We start from the raw sequence: 14,500 nt of genomic DNA on the forward strand, positions 1-14,500 counted from the left end.
CGCTACTGAGTCCGGCCAGACCATTGCGGTGACCGGTAAAGTTGGCAATGAAGTTAAAGCGGGCGATGCGGTGACGGTGAAAGTCGGCACCGAAACCTATCAAACGACGGTAAATACGGACGGCAAGACCTGGAGTGTCAATGTTCCGGGTTCTGTTCTTGCCGCGAATAGTGATGTCTCGGCGACAGTCACGACGCGCGATATCGCAGGCAATGTCACCACCGCCAATACGACTCACGCTTACGGCGTCGATACCGTTGTACCGATTGCTTCTATTTCTATCGATAATGTCACGTCGGATAACGTGATTAACGCTAATGAATCCAGACAGACAATCTCTGTTACCGGCAAGGTCGGTAATGAGGTTAGAGCGGGCGATAGCGTTACGGTAAAAATTGGCACCGAAACCTACCAGACAACGGTGAATACTGACGGCAAAACCTGGAGTGTCAACGTTCCGGGAACCGTGCTGGCGGCCAATAGTGACATTAGCGCCAGCGTGACCACACGTGATAACGCGGGGAACGCCACCACGGCGAATACTCATCATGCCTACAGTGTGGATACGACTGCCCCAGAAATTGATATTACGAATTTTGCTGGTAACGATGGGTATGTCAGCCAAAGCGAGTCGAAAAATACCGTAGTCAGCGGCACCAGCAATGAGAAGAAGGTCGATCTGGTCTTTACCGATGTGAATGGTAAGTCGGTTACGCTGCATGACGTGCCTGTGACGAACGGAAAATGGCAGACGAATGTCGATCTAAGCACGTTAGCGGAAGGCAAGATTACCGCTGGGGCGACGGCGACCGATGCGGCAGGCAATCAGGCGCATGATAACAGCCAGGCCATCATGGATATTACGCCGCCAGCCGCACACAACAACACGGTGTCGGGAACAGAAGATACACCGCTGCACATTGGCTGGAGCGATCTGGGTGTATCGAGCGATACCACAAGCATCGTGATTTCGTCTCTGCCGCCTGCTGCCGCTGGCACGCTCTATTTTAACGATAGTGGAAGTTGGAAAGCGGTCACCGCTGGCCAAACCTTTACGGCTGGCAACACCGATCTACGCTTTACGCCCGCGAGTAATGTCTCTGGTTCATCGCTGGGGGACATTGCTTACCGACCTGTCGATAGCGCAGGGAACACGGGCGATAAGGCTGCGCTGCACATTGGAATTACGCCAGTAGCCGATGCGCCAGTCGTAAGCTTGAGCACCTCCAGCGTTACCACGACGCCAGCTTCTGCGGAAGTCATTAAGGTGAATGGCGGAAGCGCGAACGGTGGTTTTGACGTGCAGAATGGAAAAATCGTCGCGGTGGGCAACGGCGTTCGCGTTTGGCTGACTGAGGGGGATCCGGTGCCTACTGTGGTCGGCAACGGGAAGGTGGCGTACTACAGTCAGGGCAATACCAGCGGGGATGGCAATTACAGCGATATCTTTGTTGTGCATTCCAACAGCGGCTATTTTTATCGTCAGAGCGACTGGGCGGCCGATCGTAAGGATCACCGCGATCTGGATTCATTCAACGGTAACCGGACTAATAACGGCAGCAACGCACATTCTGACTATGTTTTCGTCATTAAGGAAACGGGCTACACCTATAACGCAACCTACAGCACGAACAACAACGCGAATACGTCGGTCAACACGCTGGATGGGCTGAAGGTCAACTATACCGATAGCAGCGGCAAGTCGGGCTCGTTTACGCGGCAGGTCAGCAACAATATCGAAGGCGTGATCTACAGCGATGGCACGACGTATACCCCCGGCACCAATAGCGCGACGGTGGAGAAAGTCCCCGGTCAGGCGGGAAAACAGACCTATACGCTCGATGTTTCAGCGGCATTGACCGACCGTGACGGTAGCGAAACGCTGTCTGGGATTCGGTTGACGGGGATCCCGACCGGAACGGTGCTGACCGACCAAATCAATAACGTGAAGTATACCGTCGGTGCCGATGGCTCGTATCTGATTCAAAATGCGCACAATGCCCAGACGCTGGCCGGGAAGATTACGCTTGAGGTGCCGGCCGATGCGGGTAAATTGAATGTCGTGGCGCAGGCGACATCGACAGAAATGGGTAACCACGATACGGCAACCGGCTATTCGGCAGAAGGCGCTGAACAGTATGGACTGAGTGTCGGTGCGGCGGGCAATGACACGATGTCCGGCACGTATAATGATGATGTGCTGTTCGGCGATGTTGTCTCGTTCCCTAATACCGACGGAACTGGCATCGCGGCTTTGCAGAACTACATCGGCAAGCAGTTAGGCATGCAAACGGGCGTCCCGACGACGAAAGACATGCATAACTACATTGCCGCGCACAGTTCAGAGTTTGATCTGTCGTCGTCGAAGGGAGGGAATGACATACTCAATGGCGGCGACGGAGATGATATTCTCTTCGGCCAGGGAGGAAATGACACCCTCTATGGTGGGGCTGGGAATGACCTGCTCTACGGCGGTAGCGGAGACGACATCCTGATTGGCGGCGCAGGGGGCGATACGCTCATTGGCGGAGCTGGCGCGGATACCTTCAAGTGGCAGGCTGGCGATATCGGCAACGATGTGATCAAAGACTTTAACGCCAAAGAGGGCGACCGGATTGATTTAAGCGATCTGGTGGGCGAATTGGAGGAAGGAACCGATATCAGCCGCTATATTCGTATCACCGATAATCATGGTTCACCAACGATTGAAGTGAGCACCGCGGGGAACTTTACGGCGGATAAGGGCGGAACGGTTGCAGTGTCGATTACGTTGGAACATTATAACGGCGCATTACCGTCGCTTGAGAGTCTGGTCAGCAAGCCTGAATCGTCTAGCTGACAGGAAAGGGGAAAAGGAGCCGATCTGGCTCCTTTCTTTATCAAAAACTTAAAAGGTCTCCGAACATGTTTTATATCCAGCGCGACAGTGATGGTCACCTGATGAAGGTAGAAAAGAGTCCTTTTCCTGAAATGAATGGCGAACTGACGGATGATTCGCGCGAGGCGCAGGCCTGGTTCCGCAGCCATCAGGCAGCGATGTCCAGCCTCCAGCAACTGCGGCAAAGCGATCTGGAAATGGTGCGCGTGCTGGAGGATTTAATTCAGGTTTTGATTCAGAAAGGTGTGGTCAGCATTACCGATTTCCCTCAGGCGGCACAACTGAAGTTGATCAACCGTGCGCAGGCGCGTGAAGCGCTGAATGGCGGGTTAAACAAGCTGATTGGCGACGATGAAGAGACGATGTTTTGAATAAATGATGTTGTAGAGAGATGATATCTTAACGTCGATCCTCGCTTTTCAATACAACCCCAGCTTCTCAATATCGTAGCGAGAAGCCGGGGCCGTTAAACGCGGTTAGCCAAAAATAACGCCGTTAGCCAAAATAATGTCGCATCAGACTCTGACCGCTGGTGCTGGTTCACCCAGCAGCCGTCCCATCGCGCCCTGTAATCCCATCTCCTGAAGCACTTTCAGCTCACCTGCGGTTTCAACACGTTCGGCGATAAGCGGCAGGGCAATACTGTTGGTGGCGCGATACAGCGCTTCGATAAACATTTGCTTATCGTCTTCCTGATCGATGTTGCGGATGTAGCTGCCATCGACTTTCAGATAAGCCAGCCCCCATTGGGACAGGTTGCCGATCATATTAAAGCGCCCGCCAAAATGCTGTAGCCCCAGCGCACAGCCATGTTCATTCAGCAGCTTGATTAAGGCTTCCAGTTGGGCACTGTCTGGCAATTGGTTCTCATCCAGCTCCAGAATCAGTCGTCTGGCGACGTCAGGTTGATGCTTCAATGGGGCAAGCAGATCGGCGAGCAGATGAAGATTCAGTACCGTGGTGCCGGACAGGCTCAGCGCCAGATTGCCGTCGTGCTGACGGAGGTAGTCCAGCACTTCGCGCAGCATCGTTTGATCCAGACGGGTATCCCAGCCAAAGCGTTGAATCCACGGTAGGAAGCGGCCTGCGGCGATGCTGTTCCCTTGCGCATCCTGAATACGAGCCAGTACCTTGTGATGCAGCACCTGACTGGGATCGTCACACGCTACGACCGGTTGCAGGAAAAGCTGCAAGCGTTCCTGTTCCAAAATGGGATCGAGCAGGTTAAACCACATATGGCGATCGGTTTCGACCTGTTCGGCACTGACGGACGGCATCTCGTGAGGCGCGGTGGTATCGGTATCGCTTTCGGCCCGCGTGAGCGCCTGATCGCCCTGAATAAATAGGGATTGCGCGGTGTCGCCGGGGCGGAAAGGCACCATGCCGAATTGGGCGACAGGGGAGACATCGGTTTCGCCTGTCAGGTGCAAGGTTTCAATGTTGCGCGTCAGTTCGCCAATAAGCGCATAGGCTTCTTTATCGACCAGGCCTGGGCAGAACAACGCAAATTCCCCACCGCGGATACGTGCCAGAAGGCTCTCAGCATTCGTATGCTGCTTTTGCGTTTTACGCAGAATATGGCCGACGGAGGCTAATAGTGCATCGGTACGCTGACCGCCCAACCGTTGGTTCATCCCTGCCAGATCCTGAACGCGAATCATGATAAGAAAACCGGGGGCGGTTTCCTCATCGGCGAGTTTGTCGTTGAACTGCATGTCAAACGCACGGCGGTTATTCAATCCGGTTTGAGGATCCTGATAGGCTTCCTGACGTAGGCGCTCGCTCCGCTCCGCTTCCTCTTCAAACAGCGTTTTAAGCTTGCTGACCATCAGGTTCATCGCCTGCGCGACGCGGCGAAATTCGGGCGTATTGGGTAAATCTGGCTGGCTGAGGAATTCACGACGGGTAATCGCCAGCGACTGGTCGACGATATAATCGAGCGGACGTAGCTGGCGGCGCAGGAACAGCGCGCCGAGGAACACGCCCAGCGTGCCACAGCCGAGCAGCCACAGGAAGGTGGCCGTGCTGCTGCGCCACAAACGGGTGACTGCGAACATCGGGTGGCTGACCACTTCAACTTTTGCCGCCTGTTCCCAGCCGCGCATCACGATAGCTTCGCCCGCGCCGGGTTGCAGGTTCACCAACCGGACAAACCAGAGCGGGACGTCAGGGATATCCGGCGATGCGGTACGTTCCAGCGTGACGTTGCCGGTTTTTAAATCCCGCACGCGAATACTGGAAAAATAGCCGCTGTCGAAAATCGAGCTGACCATCAGCTCTACCATCGCCGGGTCATCAATATTTGGCGTCAGGGAAAGCCCCAATGCGGTAGCGGCATCCTGCGCGTGAGAGTGAAGCTGGTTATTGTACTGTTCACGCGAATTTTCCAGGCTGACGAAAAAACTCCCGCTGAAAATAATTAGCACAAACAGGCAGATGGCTATCAGTAATTGTTTGTATAGAGACATAGCCTACCCTTACTCCTCAATTGAAAACCCTTCGGCACGCATTTTGGTTAATACATCCTGCCAGCGTGAAAGTCGTTTACTGTCACCGACGCGTTTATTGCTGCCGCTCGCGCCCGGCAGCCAGAGACCACCGCCGTTAAAGGCGTACACCGGAACTAAATCGTTGCGTTCTGTCGCAGGTTGGATCTTGTCGGTCAGATTGTCCAACACCAGTGGAATCGAGGTTGGCGTGGGATAATAGGTCACTACCATGTGCGCTTTATTCAGACGCAGGGCTTTAACATAGGTAATGCGTAATTTGTCCGCTGAGACGCCTAAATGGCGCAGCGTAAAATACTTCGCAAGCGCATAATCTTCGCAGTCCCCGGCACCTTTACGCAGCGCTTCAATCGGCGTAGCCCAGTAATCTTCCTGATTCCAGACGACAATATCATCGCGAAACAGCATACGGTCATTGAAAAATTGGTTCACGCTGCTCAGCAGCGCCTTTTCCTCTTTATTGCGGGAATTGACCAACAGCGTCTGCCATTCATCTATTCGGCGGCGAGCATCAGGCGTAGCCGGACCATAAAGCTGCTCGGTTCTCTGATTAATGGTAATAAAATCCCAGTCCGCACGTAGGGAACCCGCCAGCAGAAACAGCAGACAGCTAATAAAGAAAAACCTGTAACTGGAAATTCTGAACCCGGGGAGCCGCACTGAGGTTTCTCTGTTTACCTTGCGAGATGCATGTGGAGAGTGAATTCGATGCAGAATAGCGTACTTTCATAGGTCTCAAAAGCAGTATATACCCGTCATACTTCAAGATGCATGTGCGTTGGCAATACTCGGCTCATCTCTGAGCCTCGCCCCGAAGGGCCGCCGTAAACGGCGTTCAAATTGGCTGAGCCAATTTGTCCTCGCTCACCCCAGTCACTTACTTGAGTAAGCTCCTGGGGATTCTCTGCGTTGCCGCCTTCCTGCAACTCGAATTATTTAGGGTATAGTGGTGAAAATGATTGTTTGTCATAAGCGTGTAGCGCGCTGATATAAAGCATGAGGTAGCTGAATGCGTTCAGATGTGATGGATGGAGATAATCTTAATTTAGGGAGACTGGTTTCCGAAACGCGCAATCCGGCAACGATGGCGCTGGATCAGCTCTCTACGCTGGAGATGATGCACGCGTTTAATCAGGAAGATCGGAAAGTGCCTGAAGCCATTGCGCTGGTTTTACCTGCGATTGCCGAGGCTGTCGATCTGGCTGCGGCGTCGTTGCAGGAAGGCGGGCGACTGATCTATCTGGGGGCGGGGACCAGCGGCCGTTTGGGCGTGCTGGATGCTTCGGAGTGTCCGCCGACGTTTGGTGTACCGCACGGGCTGGTTATCGGCCTGATTGCTGGTGGGCCGGGCGCACTGCTTAAAGCGGTTGAAGGCGCGGAAGACGATCCCGCACTCGGTGAGGCGGACTTAAAAGCGCTGAATTTAACCGCTGCAGATATGGTTGTCGGCCTTGCGGCATCAGGCCGGACGCCGTATGTGATTGGCGCGTTGCGCTATGCGCATGACGTTGGCTGCCGGACGGCGGCGATCTCCTGCAATCCCCATTCTCCCATCGCACAAGAAGCACAGGTGGCGATTTCTCCGGTGGTTGGTCCGGAAGCGTTAACGGGGTCGACGCGGTTGAAGTCAGGAACGGCGCAAAAATTGGTCCTAAATATGATTTCTACCGGCGCAATGGTTAAGCTGGGGAAGGTGTACCAGAATTTGATGGTGGATGTGAAGGCAACCAACGTGAAGCTGTTAGACCGGGCTTGCCGCATCGTTGTTGAAGCAACGGGAGCCGAGCGGGAGCAAGCGCAGCAGGCGCTGGTGCAGGCGGATAATGAGGTTAAGCCTGCAATTCTGATGCTTCTGGCTAATATTGACGTGGCAGCGGCGCGTGAGCGTCTGAAACAACACAACGGTTATCTGCGTGAGGCGCTAATTGGCGGATAAGATTATCTTGGTGTAAGTCGGGAGAAACGTTTTGAGTGATAAGCGAGAGCAACGCATTGTTTTTTTTGATCTGGATGGCACGTTGCATCAGCAGGACATGTTTGGCAGCTTTTTGCGTTTTTTACTTCGTCGGTTGCCGTTAAATCTCGTTCTGGTTATCCCGCTATTACCGATTATCGGGCTGGGGTTATTGATTCGCGGTCGCGCGGCCCGATGGCCGATGAGCTGGCTGCTGTGGGCGATTACGTTTGGCCGTGATGAAGACGAACTGGTGCAACTGGAAAAGCAGTTTGTCGGCGCGTTTCGTCATGATGTCATTCCGTTTCCGCAGGTTCAGCAGCGGCTGAAAACCTATCTTGAAGACAGCGAGGCTCAGGTCTGGCTGGTGACGGGATCGCCGCAGCGGCTGGTGGAACAGGTCTATCATGATTCGCCTTTTCTGCCCGGCGTGCGCCTGATGGGAAGCCAGATTACACGCCGCTATGGCGGCTGGGTATTAACGCTGCGCTGTCTGGGACATGAAAAAGTGACGCAGATGGAGCAGCGTCTGGGCGCGCCGCTCAAGCTCTACAGCGGTTACAGCGACAGCAAACAGGACAATCCGCTGCTCTATTTTTGCGAACACCGCTGGCGAGTCACCCCCGAAGGTAGCCTGCAACAGCTGGAATGATTTTTTCATTTCTTCATATAGGTATAATGCGCCGCCAAAATATGAATGTTCGAGAGAGGAAACGTGGTTAGCCTGCCTAACGATGAATACTGGATGCGCTATGCATTAACGCTGGCTCAGCGTGCTCAGGATGAAGGTGAAGTACCGGTTGGAGCGGTGCTGGTGCTGGATAATGAAGCGATCGGCGAGGGGTGGAACCGGCCGATTGGGCATCACGATCCTACCGCGCATGCTGAGATTATGGCACTGCGGCAGGGAGGGCAGGTGTTGCAGAATTACCGCCTGCTGGAGACAACGCTGTATGTCACGCTGGAGCCGTGCATCATGTGTGCGGGTGCGATGATACACAGCCGTATTGGCCGTTTGGTTTACGGTGCGTCAGATGAGAAAACGGGGGCGGCGGGCTCGCTGGTGGACATTCTGCGCCACCCCGGCATGAATCATCAGATCGTGATTGAATCGGGCATTCTGGCTGATGAATGTTCTGCAACGCTCAGCGCGTTCTTCCGTCTGCGCCGTGAACAGCATAAAGCCCGGCGTGCCGCAGAAAAAAGCGAGAAAAACGCAGCGCAGGAGTAGCAGCGTTTTATGCAGGTTTATTCCGGCACCTTATTGATAGGAACTGCCGGATAGCCTTGTGCGATCTGGATTTGTTGCTGCGCTTTGGTTTCTTTTTCTATCAGATAACCTTCCAGACTCACCATATAACGCCGAATGTTTTCCACGTAGTTATAGGCTTCATGTCCGCGCGCGTAGCCGTAGGTGGTTTGAGTGTAATAGCGCTTCTGGCTCAGCATCGGCAGGCGCATCTTCACATCGACCCAGCTGTCGGGGTTACCCTTCTGTTTTTCGGTCAATTTACGCGCATCAAGCAGATGGGCGTATCCCATGTTGTAGGACGCCAGCGCAAACCAAATTTTTTCATCTTCCGGGATGGTGTCCGGCATTTTCTGCATCATGTGCGACATATATTGCGCGCCGCCGCGGATGCTTTGCTCAGGGTCGACCCGATCGGTGACGTTCAGGCTTTCTGCCGTGTTACGCGTGAGCATCATCAGCCCGCGCACGCCGGTAGGGGACGTCGCCAGCGGGTTCCAGTGTGATTCCTGATAGGAGATGGCGGCCAGCAGCTTCCAGTCGATATCGGTGGCGTATTTTTCAAACAGCGGGCGCAGATCTGGCAGCGTTTCATCAATCGCACTCAGGAACGTGGTGGTATCGACATAGTCAAATTCGCCAACATGGCCGAGGTACTTCTCCTCCAGACGTGCGAGTGTCCCGTCTTCGACAATCTGGCTGAAGAAATCCAGCAGCGCGGCGGACAGGCTGTCATCGTGTGAGCGTCGCATATACCAGGTAACAGGTTCTTCGTCGCTGAGATCGAAGGCGACAGCGAGCTGCGGATGAATTCGCTGCATTAAGCCGATGGTGACCGAATCACCCAACGTATAGTCCAGTTTGCCGTCGGCAACCTGCTTCAGTAAGTCCTGCGTGCTCTGATCGGAAGCCGACTCCCAGCTTAGCTGCGGGTATTTTTCTGCTTTTAGATCGCGCAGGGTAGCGGCGTGGGCCGAACCTGACGTCACGACGAGGCGGCCTTGCAGTTTATCCAGCGTTTTTGGGCGAGGTGAACCGAGGCGGTACACCATCTGTTGTGAAATGGAATAGTAGGTTGGGCCGGCACGGAAGCGTTCCAGACGCTCGTGGTTGTAGATCAGCCCGGCTGCCAGCAGGTCTGCATCGTTACCGTCCAGATCGTCGAACAGTTCGTCAAGGTTCTTGCGTGACGAGACCACCAGCTTGACGCCGAGGTAATCGGCGAACCGTTTTGCCAGTTCATAGTCCAGACCTGTCGGGGATCCGTTGCTCATTGCATAGGTCAGCGGTGAGTTGACCGTGCTGATACGCAACTCACCGCGTGAGAGGATCTGCCTGAGCTGTACATCCTGACTACTGCGCCAGGGAATACTAGGCCATAGCGCTAACGCCAGCAGTAACGTGATAATCCCGATGAAAAAATAATTTAATTTTAACGGCTTCAAATAGTTATCTCTCGGCGGCCGTGTGGCCAGGCTGTCTGTAACGGCAGTTTTTTTATACGTCATTTCCCAGAGTGGGGGCATTTTGCTTAACAAAGCGCCAGTGTGCAACTTTTATTGATTTGGTCACCGATTAATCATTCGCCGGACGCGAAGTGAAATTATCGCCACGCAAACGGTTTCGTCCGAGGGAAGGATTCTCTATAATATGCGCGTTTCCCCCCTGTTGTGCCCAATGGCTGTATCGCAGCCAGTGCATCGAAGACGAGAGAACTTTAGATTATGGAAATACTGCGTGGTTCACCTGCTTTATCGGCTTTTCGTATTAATAAATTGCTGGTCCGCTGCAAAGAGCACGTTTTGCCGGTCAGCGATATCTATGCTGAATACGTACATTTCGCCGATGTCAGCGCCCCGCTGAACAACGATGAACAGGCCAAACTGACACGTTTGCTGAAGTATGGTCCTTCTCTCGCGGAGCACGAGCCGCAAGGCCATCTGTTACTGGTCACGCCGCGTCCCGGCACGATTTCACCGTGGTCTTCCAAAGCAACGGATATCGCCCATAACTGTGGGTTAAGCAAAGTACTGCGTCTGGAACGCGGTCTGGCTTTCTATATTCATGCGCCTACGCTGAGCGATGAACAGTGGCAGCAACTGGGGGCACTGCTGCATGACCGGATGATGGAAAGCGTATTTAGCGACCTGAAACAGGCCGAAGCGCTGTTCTCTCATCATCAACCTGCACCTTTCAAGCGCATCGAAATTCTGCTGCAAGGGCGTCAGGCACTGGAAGAGGCGAACGTCCGTCTGGGGCTGGCATTGGCAGAAGATGAAATTGATTATCTGCTGGAAGCCTTCACCAAACTGGGCCGTAACCCAACCGATATTGAACTGTATATGTTCGCACAGGCGAACTCTGAGCACTGCCGGCACAAGATTTTCAATGCTGATTGGGTGATTGACGGCGTCACTCAGCCGAAGTCACTGTTCAAAATGATCAAAAACACCTTTGAACACACGCCCGATCACGTTCTCTCTGCCTATAAAGATAACGCCGCCGTCATGGAAGGCTCCGCCGTCGGCCGTTTCTACACCGATCCCAACGGACAATATGATTACCATCAGGAAGACGCTCATATCCTGATGAAGGTTGAAACGCATAACCACCCAACCGCCATTTCACCGTGGCCGGGCGCAGCAACAGGATCCGGTGGTGAAATCCGTGACGAAGGCGCGACAGGCCGTGGTTCCAAACCGAAAGCGGGTCTGGTGGGCTTCTCTGTATCGAACCTGCGCATTCCTGGCTTTGTCCAGCCGTGGGAAGAAGAAGAGTTCGGCAAGCCAGAGCGTATTGTCAGCGCGCTGGATATCATGACCGAAGGCCCATTGGGCGGCGCGGCATTCAACAACGAATTCGGTCGTCCTGCGCTGACGGGCTATTTCCGTACTTATGAAGAGCGTGTTGATAGCCACAATGGCACAGAGCTGCGCGGCTACCATAAACCGATCATGCTGGCGGGCGGCATTGGTAACATCCGCGCCGATCACGTCCAAAAAGGCGAAATTATCGTCGGTGCCAAACTGATTGTACTGGGCGGACCGTCCATGAATATCGGTTTGGGCGGCGGTGCAGCCTCTTCTATGGCATCGGGTCAGTCCGATGCGGATCTGGATTTTGCTTCTGTACAGCGCGATAACCCGGAAATGGAACGTCGCTGTCAGGAAGTGATCGACCGCTGCTGGCAATTGGGTGAAGCCAACCCGATCCTGTTTATCCACGATGTTGGCGCCGGCGGTCTGTCCAACGCCATGCCGGAACTGGTGAGCGACGGTGGTCGCGGTGGTCGCTTTGAACTGCGCGATATTCTGAACGACGAACCGGGCATGAGCCCGCTGGAAGTCTGGTGTAACGAATCGCAAGAGCGCTATGTTCTGGCCGTTGCGCCAGAGCAGTTGGCACAGTTTGATGAAATTTGCCGCCGTGAACGTGCGCCTTATGCGGTGATTGGTGAGGCGACGGAAGAACTGCATCTGACGATGAACGATCGTCACTTCAACAACCAACCTATCGACTTACCGCTGGATGTGCTGCTGGGCAAAACGCCGAAGATGCTGCGTGACGTTGAGCGCAAGCAGGTTGAAGGCACGCCGCTACAGCGTGATGAAATCTATCTGGCTGAAGCGGTCGAGCGCGTGCTGCATTTGCCTGTTGTCGCCGAAAAAACCTTCCTGATCACCATTGGTGACCGCTCTGTTACCGGTATGGTGGCACGCGATCAGATGGTCGGTCCGTGGCAGGTGCCAGTGGCTGACTGCGCGGTGACCACCGCCAGCCTTGATAGCTATTACGGCGAGGCGATGTCTATCGGTGAACGTGCGCCCGTTGCGCTGCGTAACTTCGCCGCTTCTGCGCGTTTGGCTGTGGGTGAGGCGTTGACGAACATTGCGGCCACGCATATCGGCCCGCTGACTCGCGTGAAGCTGTCTGCGAACTGGATGGCAGCAGCAGGGCACCCGGGCGAAGATGCTGGGCTGTACGATGCAGTGAAAGCTGTGGGTGAAGAACTGTGCCCGGCGCTGGGTCTGACGATTCCGGTGGGTAAAGACTCCATGTCGATGAAAACCCGCTGGCAGGAAGAGGGCGAAGATCGCGCGGTAACCTCGCCGATGTCGCTGGTGATCTCTGCGTTTGCCCGCGTGGAAGACGTGCGTAACACGGTAACGCCACAACTGCGTACCGGACAGGATAATGTGCTGCTGCTCATCGATCTGGGTGCGGGTAATAAAGCACTGGGCGCGACAGCGCTGGCGCAGGTTTATCGTCAGTTGGGTCGTAAGACGGCAGATGTTCATAGCCCAGAGCAACTGGCAGGCTTCTTTAACGCCATGCAGCAACTGGTCGCGGACAAAGCGCTTCTGGCCTACCACGACCGTTCAGACGGTGGCCTGCTGGTTACGCTGGCAGAGATGGCGTTTGCTGGCTATTGCGGTGTGACTGTTGATATCGCGTCTCAGGGTGAGGATACGCTGGCGACGCTGTTTAACGAAGAGCTTGGCGCAGTCATTCAGATTCCTGCTGCCCGTCGTGCGGAAGTGGAAGCGGTTCTGGCCCTGCACGGTTTAGCGGACTGCGTGCATTACCTCGGTCATGCTGAAGAAGGCACGCGTTTCACCATCAATCAGGGTGCAGAAGCCGTCTATCAGGAAAGCCGTTCAACGCTGCGTCGCTGGTGGGCTGAAACCAGCTGGCAGATGCAGCGTCTGCGTGATAACCCGCAGTGTGCCGATCAGGAACACATCGCCAGACAGGATGATAACGATCCTGGCTTGAACGTGTCGCTGACCTTCGATCCGCAGGAAGATATCGCCGCACCTTATATCGCTAAGAATGTCCGCCCTAAAGTGGCAGTCCTGCGTGAGCAGGGTGTGAACTCTCACGTCGAAATGGCGGCGGCGTTCCACCGTGCAGGCTTTGATGCCATCGACATCCATATGAGTGACCTGCTGGCAAATCGCCGTAATTTGCAGGATTTCCAGGCGCTGGTGGCGTGTGGCGGCTTCTCTTATGGTGACGTGCTGGGCGCGGGTGAAGGTTGGGCTAAATCCATTCTGTTCAACTCTCGCGTGCGTGATGAATTCGCTGAATTCTTCCTGCGTCCACAGACGCTGGCGCTGGGCGTGTGTAACGGCTGCCAGATGATGTCTAACCTGCGTGAGCTGATTCCGGGTGCCGATCTCTGGCCGCGTTTTGTCCGCAATAAATCCGATCGCTTTGAAGCGCGCTTCAGCTTGGTCGAAGTGGAGAAAAGCCCGTCGCTGTTCATGAATGACATGGCAGGATCGCGCATGCCGATTGCGGTTTCACACGGTGAAGGGCAAGTTGAAGTCCGCGATGGTGCGCATCTGGCGGCGATTGAAGAGCACGGTCTGGTAGCGCTACGTTATATCAACCACTACGGTCAGGTAACCGAGAACTATCCGGCTAACCCGAATGGCTCGCCAAACGGTATTACGGCAGTAACCAGCACCAGCGGCCGGGCAACCGTCATGATGCCGCACCCTGAGCGTGTGTTCCGTACCGTCAGTAACTCCTGGCACCCAGAAGAATGGGGCGAGGATGGTCCGTGGATGCGTATGTTCCGCAATGCGCGTAGACAGCTGGGCTAAGTTAAGGTCAGTGAGAGAAAGGGGCTTCGGCCCCTTTTTTACGTCTTTTTTCTCAGTTTGTCGTTTTTTTGCGACGGACCTGTTTTTTGGCGTCTCTAATTGGTGACATTTAACTGTTTGATTTATATGAATGGTGTGATGGCATCATAAAGCTGTCTGTTTTTAGCGACATAAATCGTTTCTTTGGCGTGTATTTTCGTTATTCGAACTCTGGACTATGTGTTTTTTAGCGAAATTTAAATTAAAAATTATTAATAATCAGTGTATTGATTTAATTATTTCAAACTTGGCATGCTAAGT

Annotated in this window: 9 protein-coding genes; 6 read left to right on the top strand and 3 right to left on the bottom strand. The window is 54.2% G+C overall.

Annotation, left to right across the window (positions count from 1 at the left end; all coding sequences use genetic code 11):
- Both K7X24_RS16505 and K7X24_RS16510 read left to right on the top strand, forming a co-directional pair.
- Positions 1 to 2,839 (top strand): Ig-like domain-containing protein (locus K7X24_RS16505; RefSeq protein WP_224555908.1); only part of this gene is annotated, 2,839 nt, incomplete at its 5' end.
- Between the two features lie 65 nt (positions 2,840 to 2,904).
- Positions 2,905 to 3,249, top strand: coding sequence for a tryptophan synthase subunit beta (locus tag K7X24_RS16510; protein WP_103862561.1), 345 nt, complete (start codon positions 2,905 to 2,907; stop codon positions 3,247 to 3,249).
- Between the two features lie 144 nt (positions 3,250 to 3,393).
- On the opposite strand, the gene lapD is transcribed toward K7X24_RS16510, so the two are convergent.
- Together lapD and lapG are read right to left on the bottom strand one after the other, a co-directional pair.
- Positions 3,394 to 5,346, bottom strand: coding sequence for a cyclic di-GMP receptor LapD (gene lapD, locus K7X24_RS16515; protein ID WP_039508036.1), 1,953 nt, complete (start codon positions 5,344 to 5,346; stop codon positions 3,394 to 3,396).
- Between the two features lie 9 nt (positions 5,347 to 5,355).
- Positions 5,356 to 6,045 carry a cysteine protease LapG gene (lapG, locus tag K7X24_RS16520; RefSeq protein WP_039532622.1) on the bottom strand — a complete coding sequence of 230 codons (690 nt, stop codon included), beginning with the start codon at positions 6,043 to 6,045 and terminating at the stop codon, positions 5,356 to 5,358.
- A 349-nt stretch (positions 6,046 to 6,394) separates the two neighbouring features.
- Here lapG and murQ point away from each other — a divergent pair, with 349 nt between their 5' ends.
- From murQ to tadA, 3 genes are read left to right on the top strand one after another with little or no spacing between them, the layout of a single operon-like run.
- The gene (murQ, locus tag K7X24_RS16525) at positions 6,395 to 7,321 is read left to right on the top strand and encodes an N-acetylmuramic acid 6-phosphate etherase (protein ID WP_224555911.1); all 927 of its coding nucleotides are present in this window, start codon (positions 6,395 to 6,397) and stop codon (positions 7,319 to 7,321) included.
- A gap of 31 nt (positions 7,322 to 7,352) precedes the next feature.
- On the top strand, positions 7,353 to 7,991 hold the full coding sequence (gene yfhb / locus K7X24_RS16530; protein ID WP_010301173.1) for a phosphatidylglycerophosphatase C: 639 nt from the start codon (positions 7,353 to 7,355) through the stop codon (positions 7,989 to 7,991).
- 45 nt (positions 7,992 to 8,036) lie between these two features.
- Positions 8,037 to 8,570: a tRNA adenosine(34) deaminase TadA gene (gene tadA / locus K7X24_RS16535; RefSeq protein ID WP_039545495.1), complete on the top strand. Its 534-nt coding sequence runs from the start codon at positions 8,037 to 8,039 to the stop codon at positions 8,568 to 8,570.
- Positions 8,571 to 8,587: 17 nt separating this feature from the next.
- Here the strand turns inward: tadA and mltF are convergent, their stop codons facing one another.
- On the bottom strand, positions 8,588 to 10,096 hold the full coding sequence (mltF, locus tag K7X24_RS16540) for a membrane-bound lytic murein transglycosylase MltF (RefSeq protein ID WP_224555913.1): 1,509 nt from the start codon (positions 10,094 to 10,096) through the stop codon (positions 8,588 to 8,590).
- Positions 10,097 to 10,312: 216 nt separating this feature from the next.
- Here mltF and purL point away from each other — a divergent pair, with 216 nt between their 5' ends.
- A complete protein-coding gene (gene purL, locus K7X24_RS16545) occupies positions 10,313 to 14,200 on the top strand; it encodes a phosphoribosylformylglycinamidine synthase (RefSeq protein ID WP_224555916.1) in 3,888 nt (1,295 codons plus the stop codon).
- Positions 14,201 to 14,500 lie beyond the last annotated feature (300 nt).

The organism is Pectobacterium versatile (assembly GCF_020166435.1).
GTDB classification, from domain to species: domain Bacteria; phylum Pseudomonadota; class Gammaproteobacteria; order Enterobacterales; family Enterobacteriaceae; genus Pectobacterium; species Pectobacterium versatile.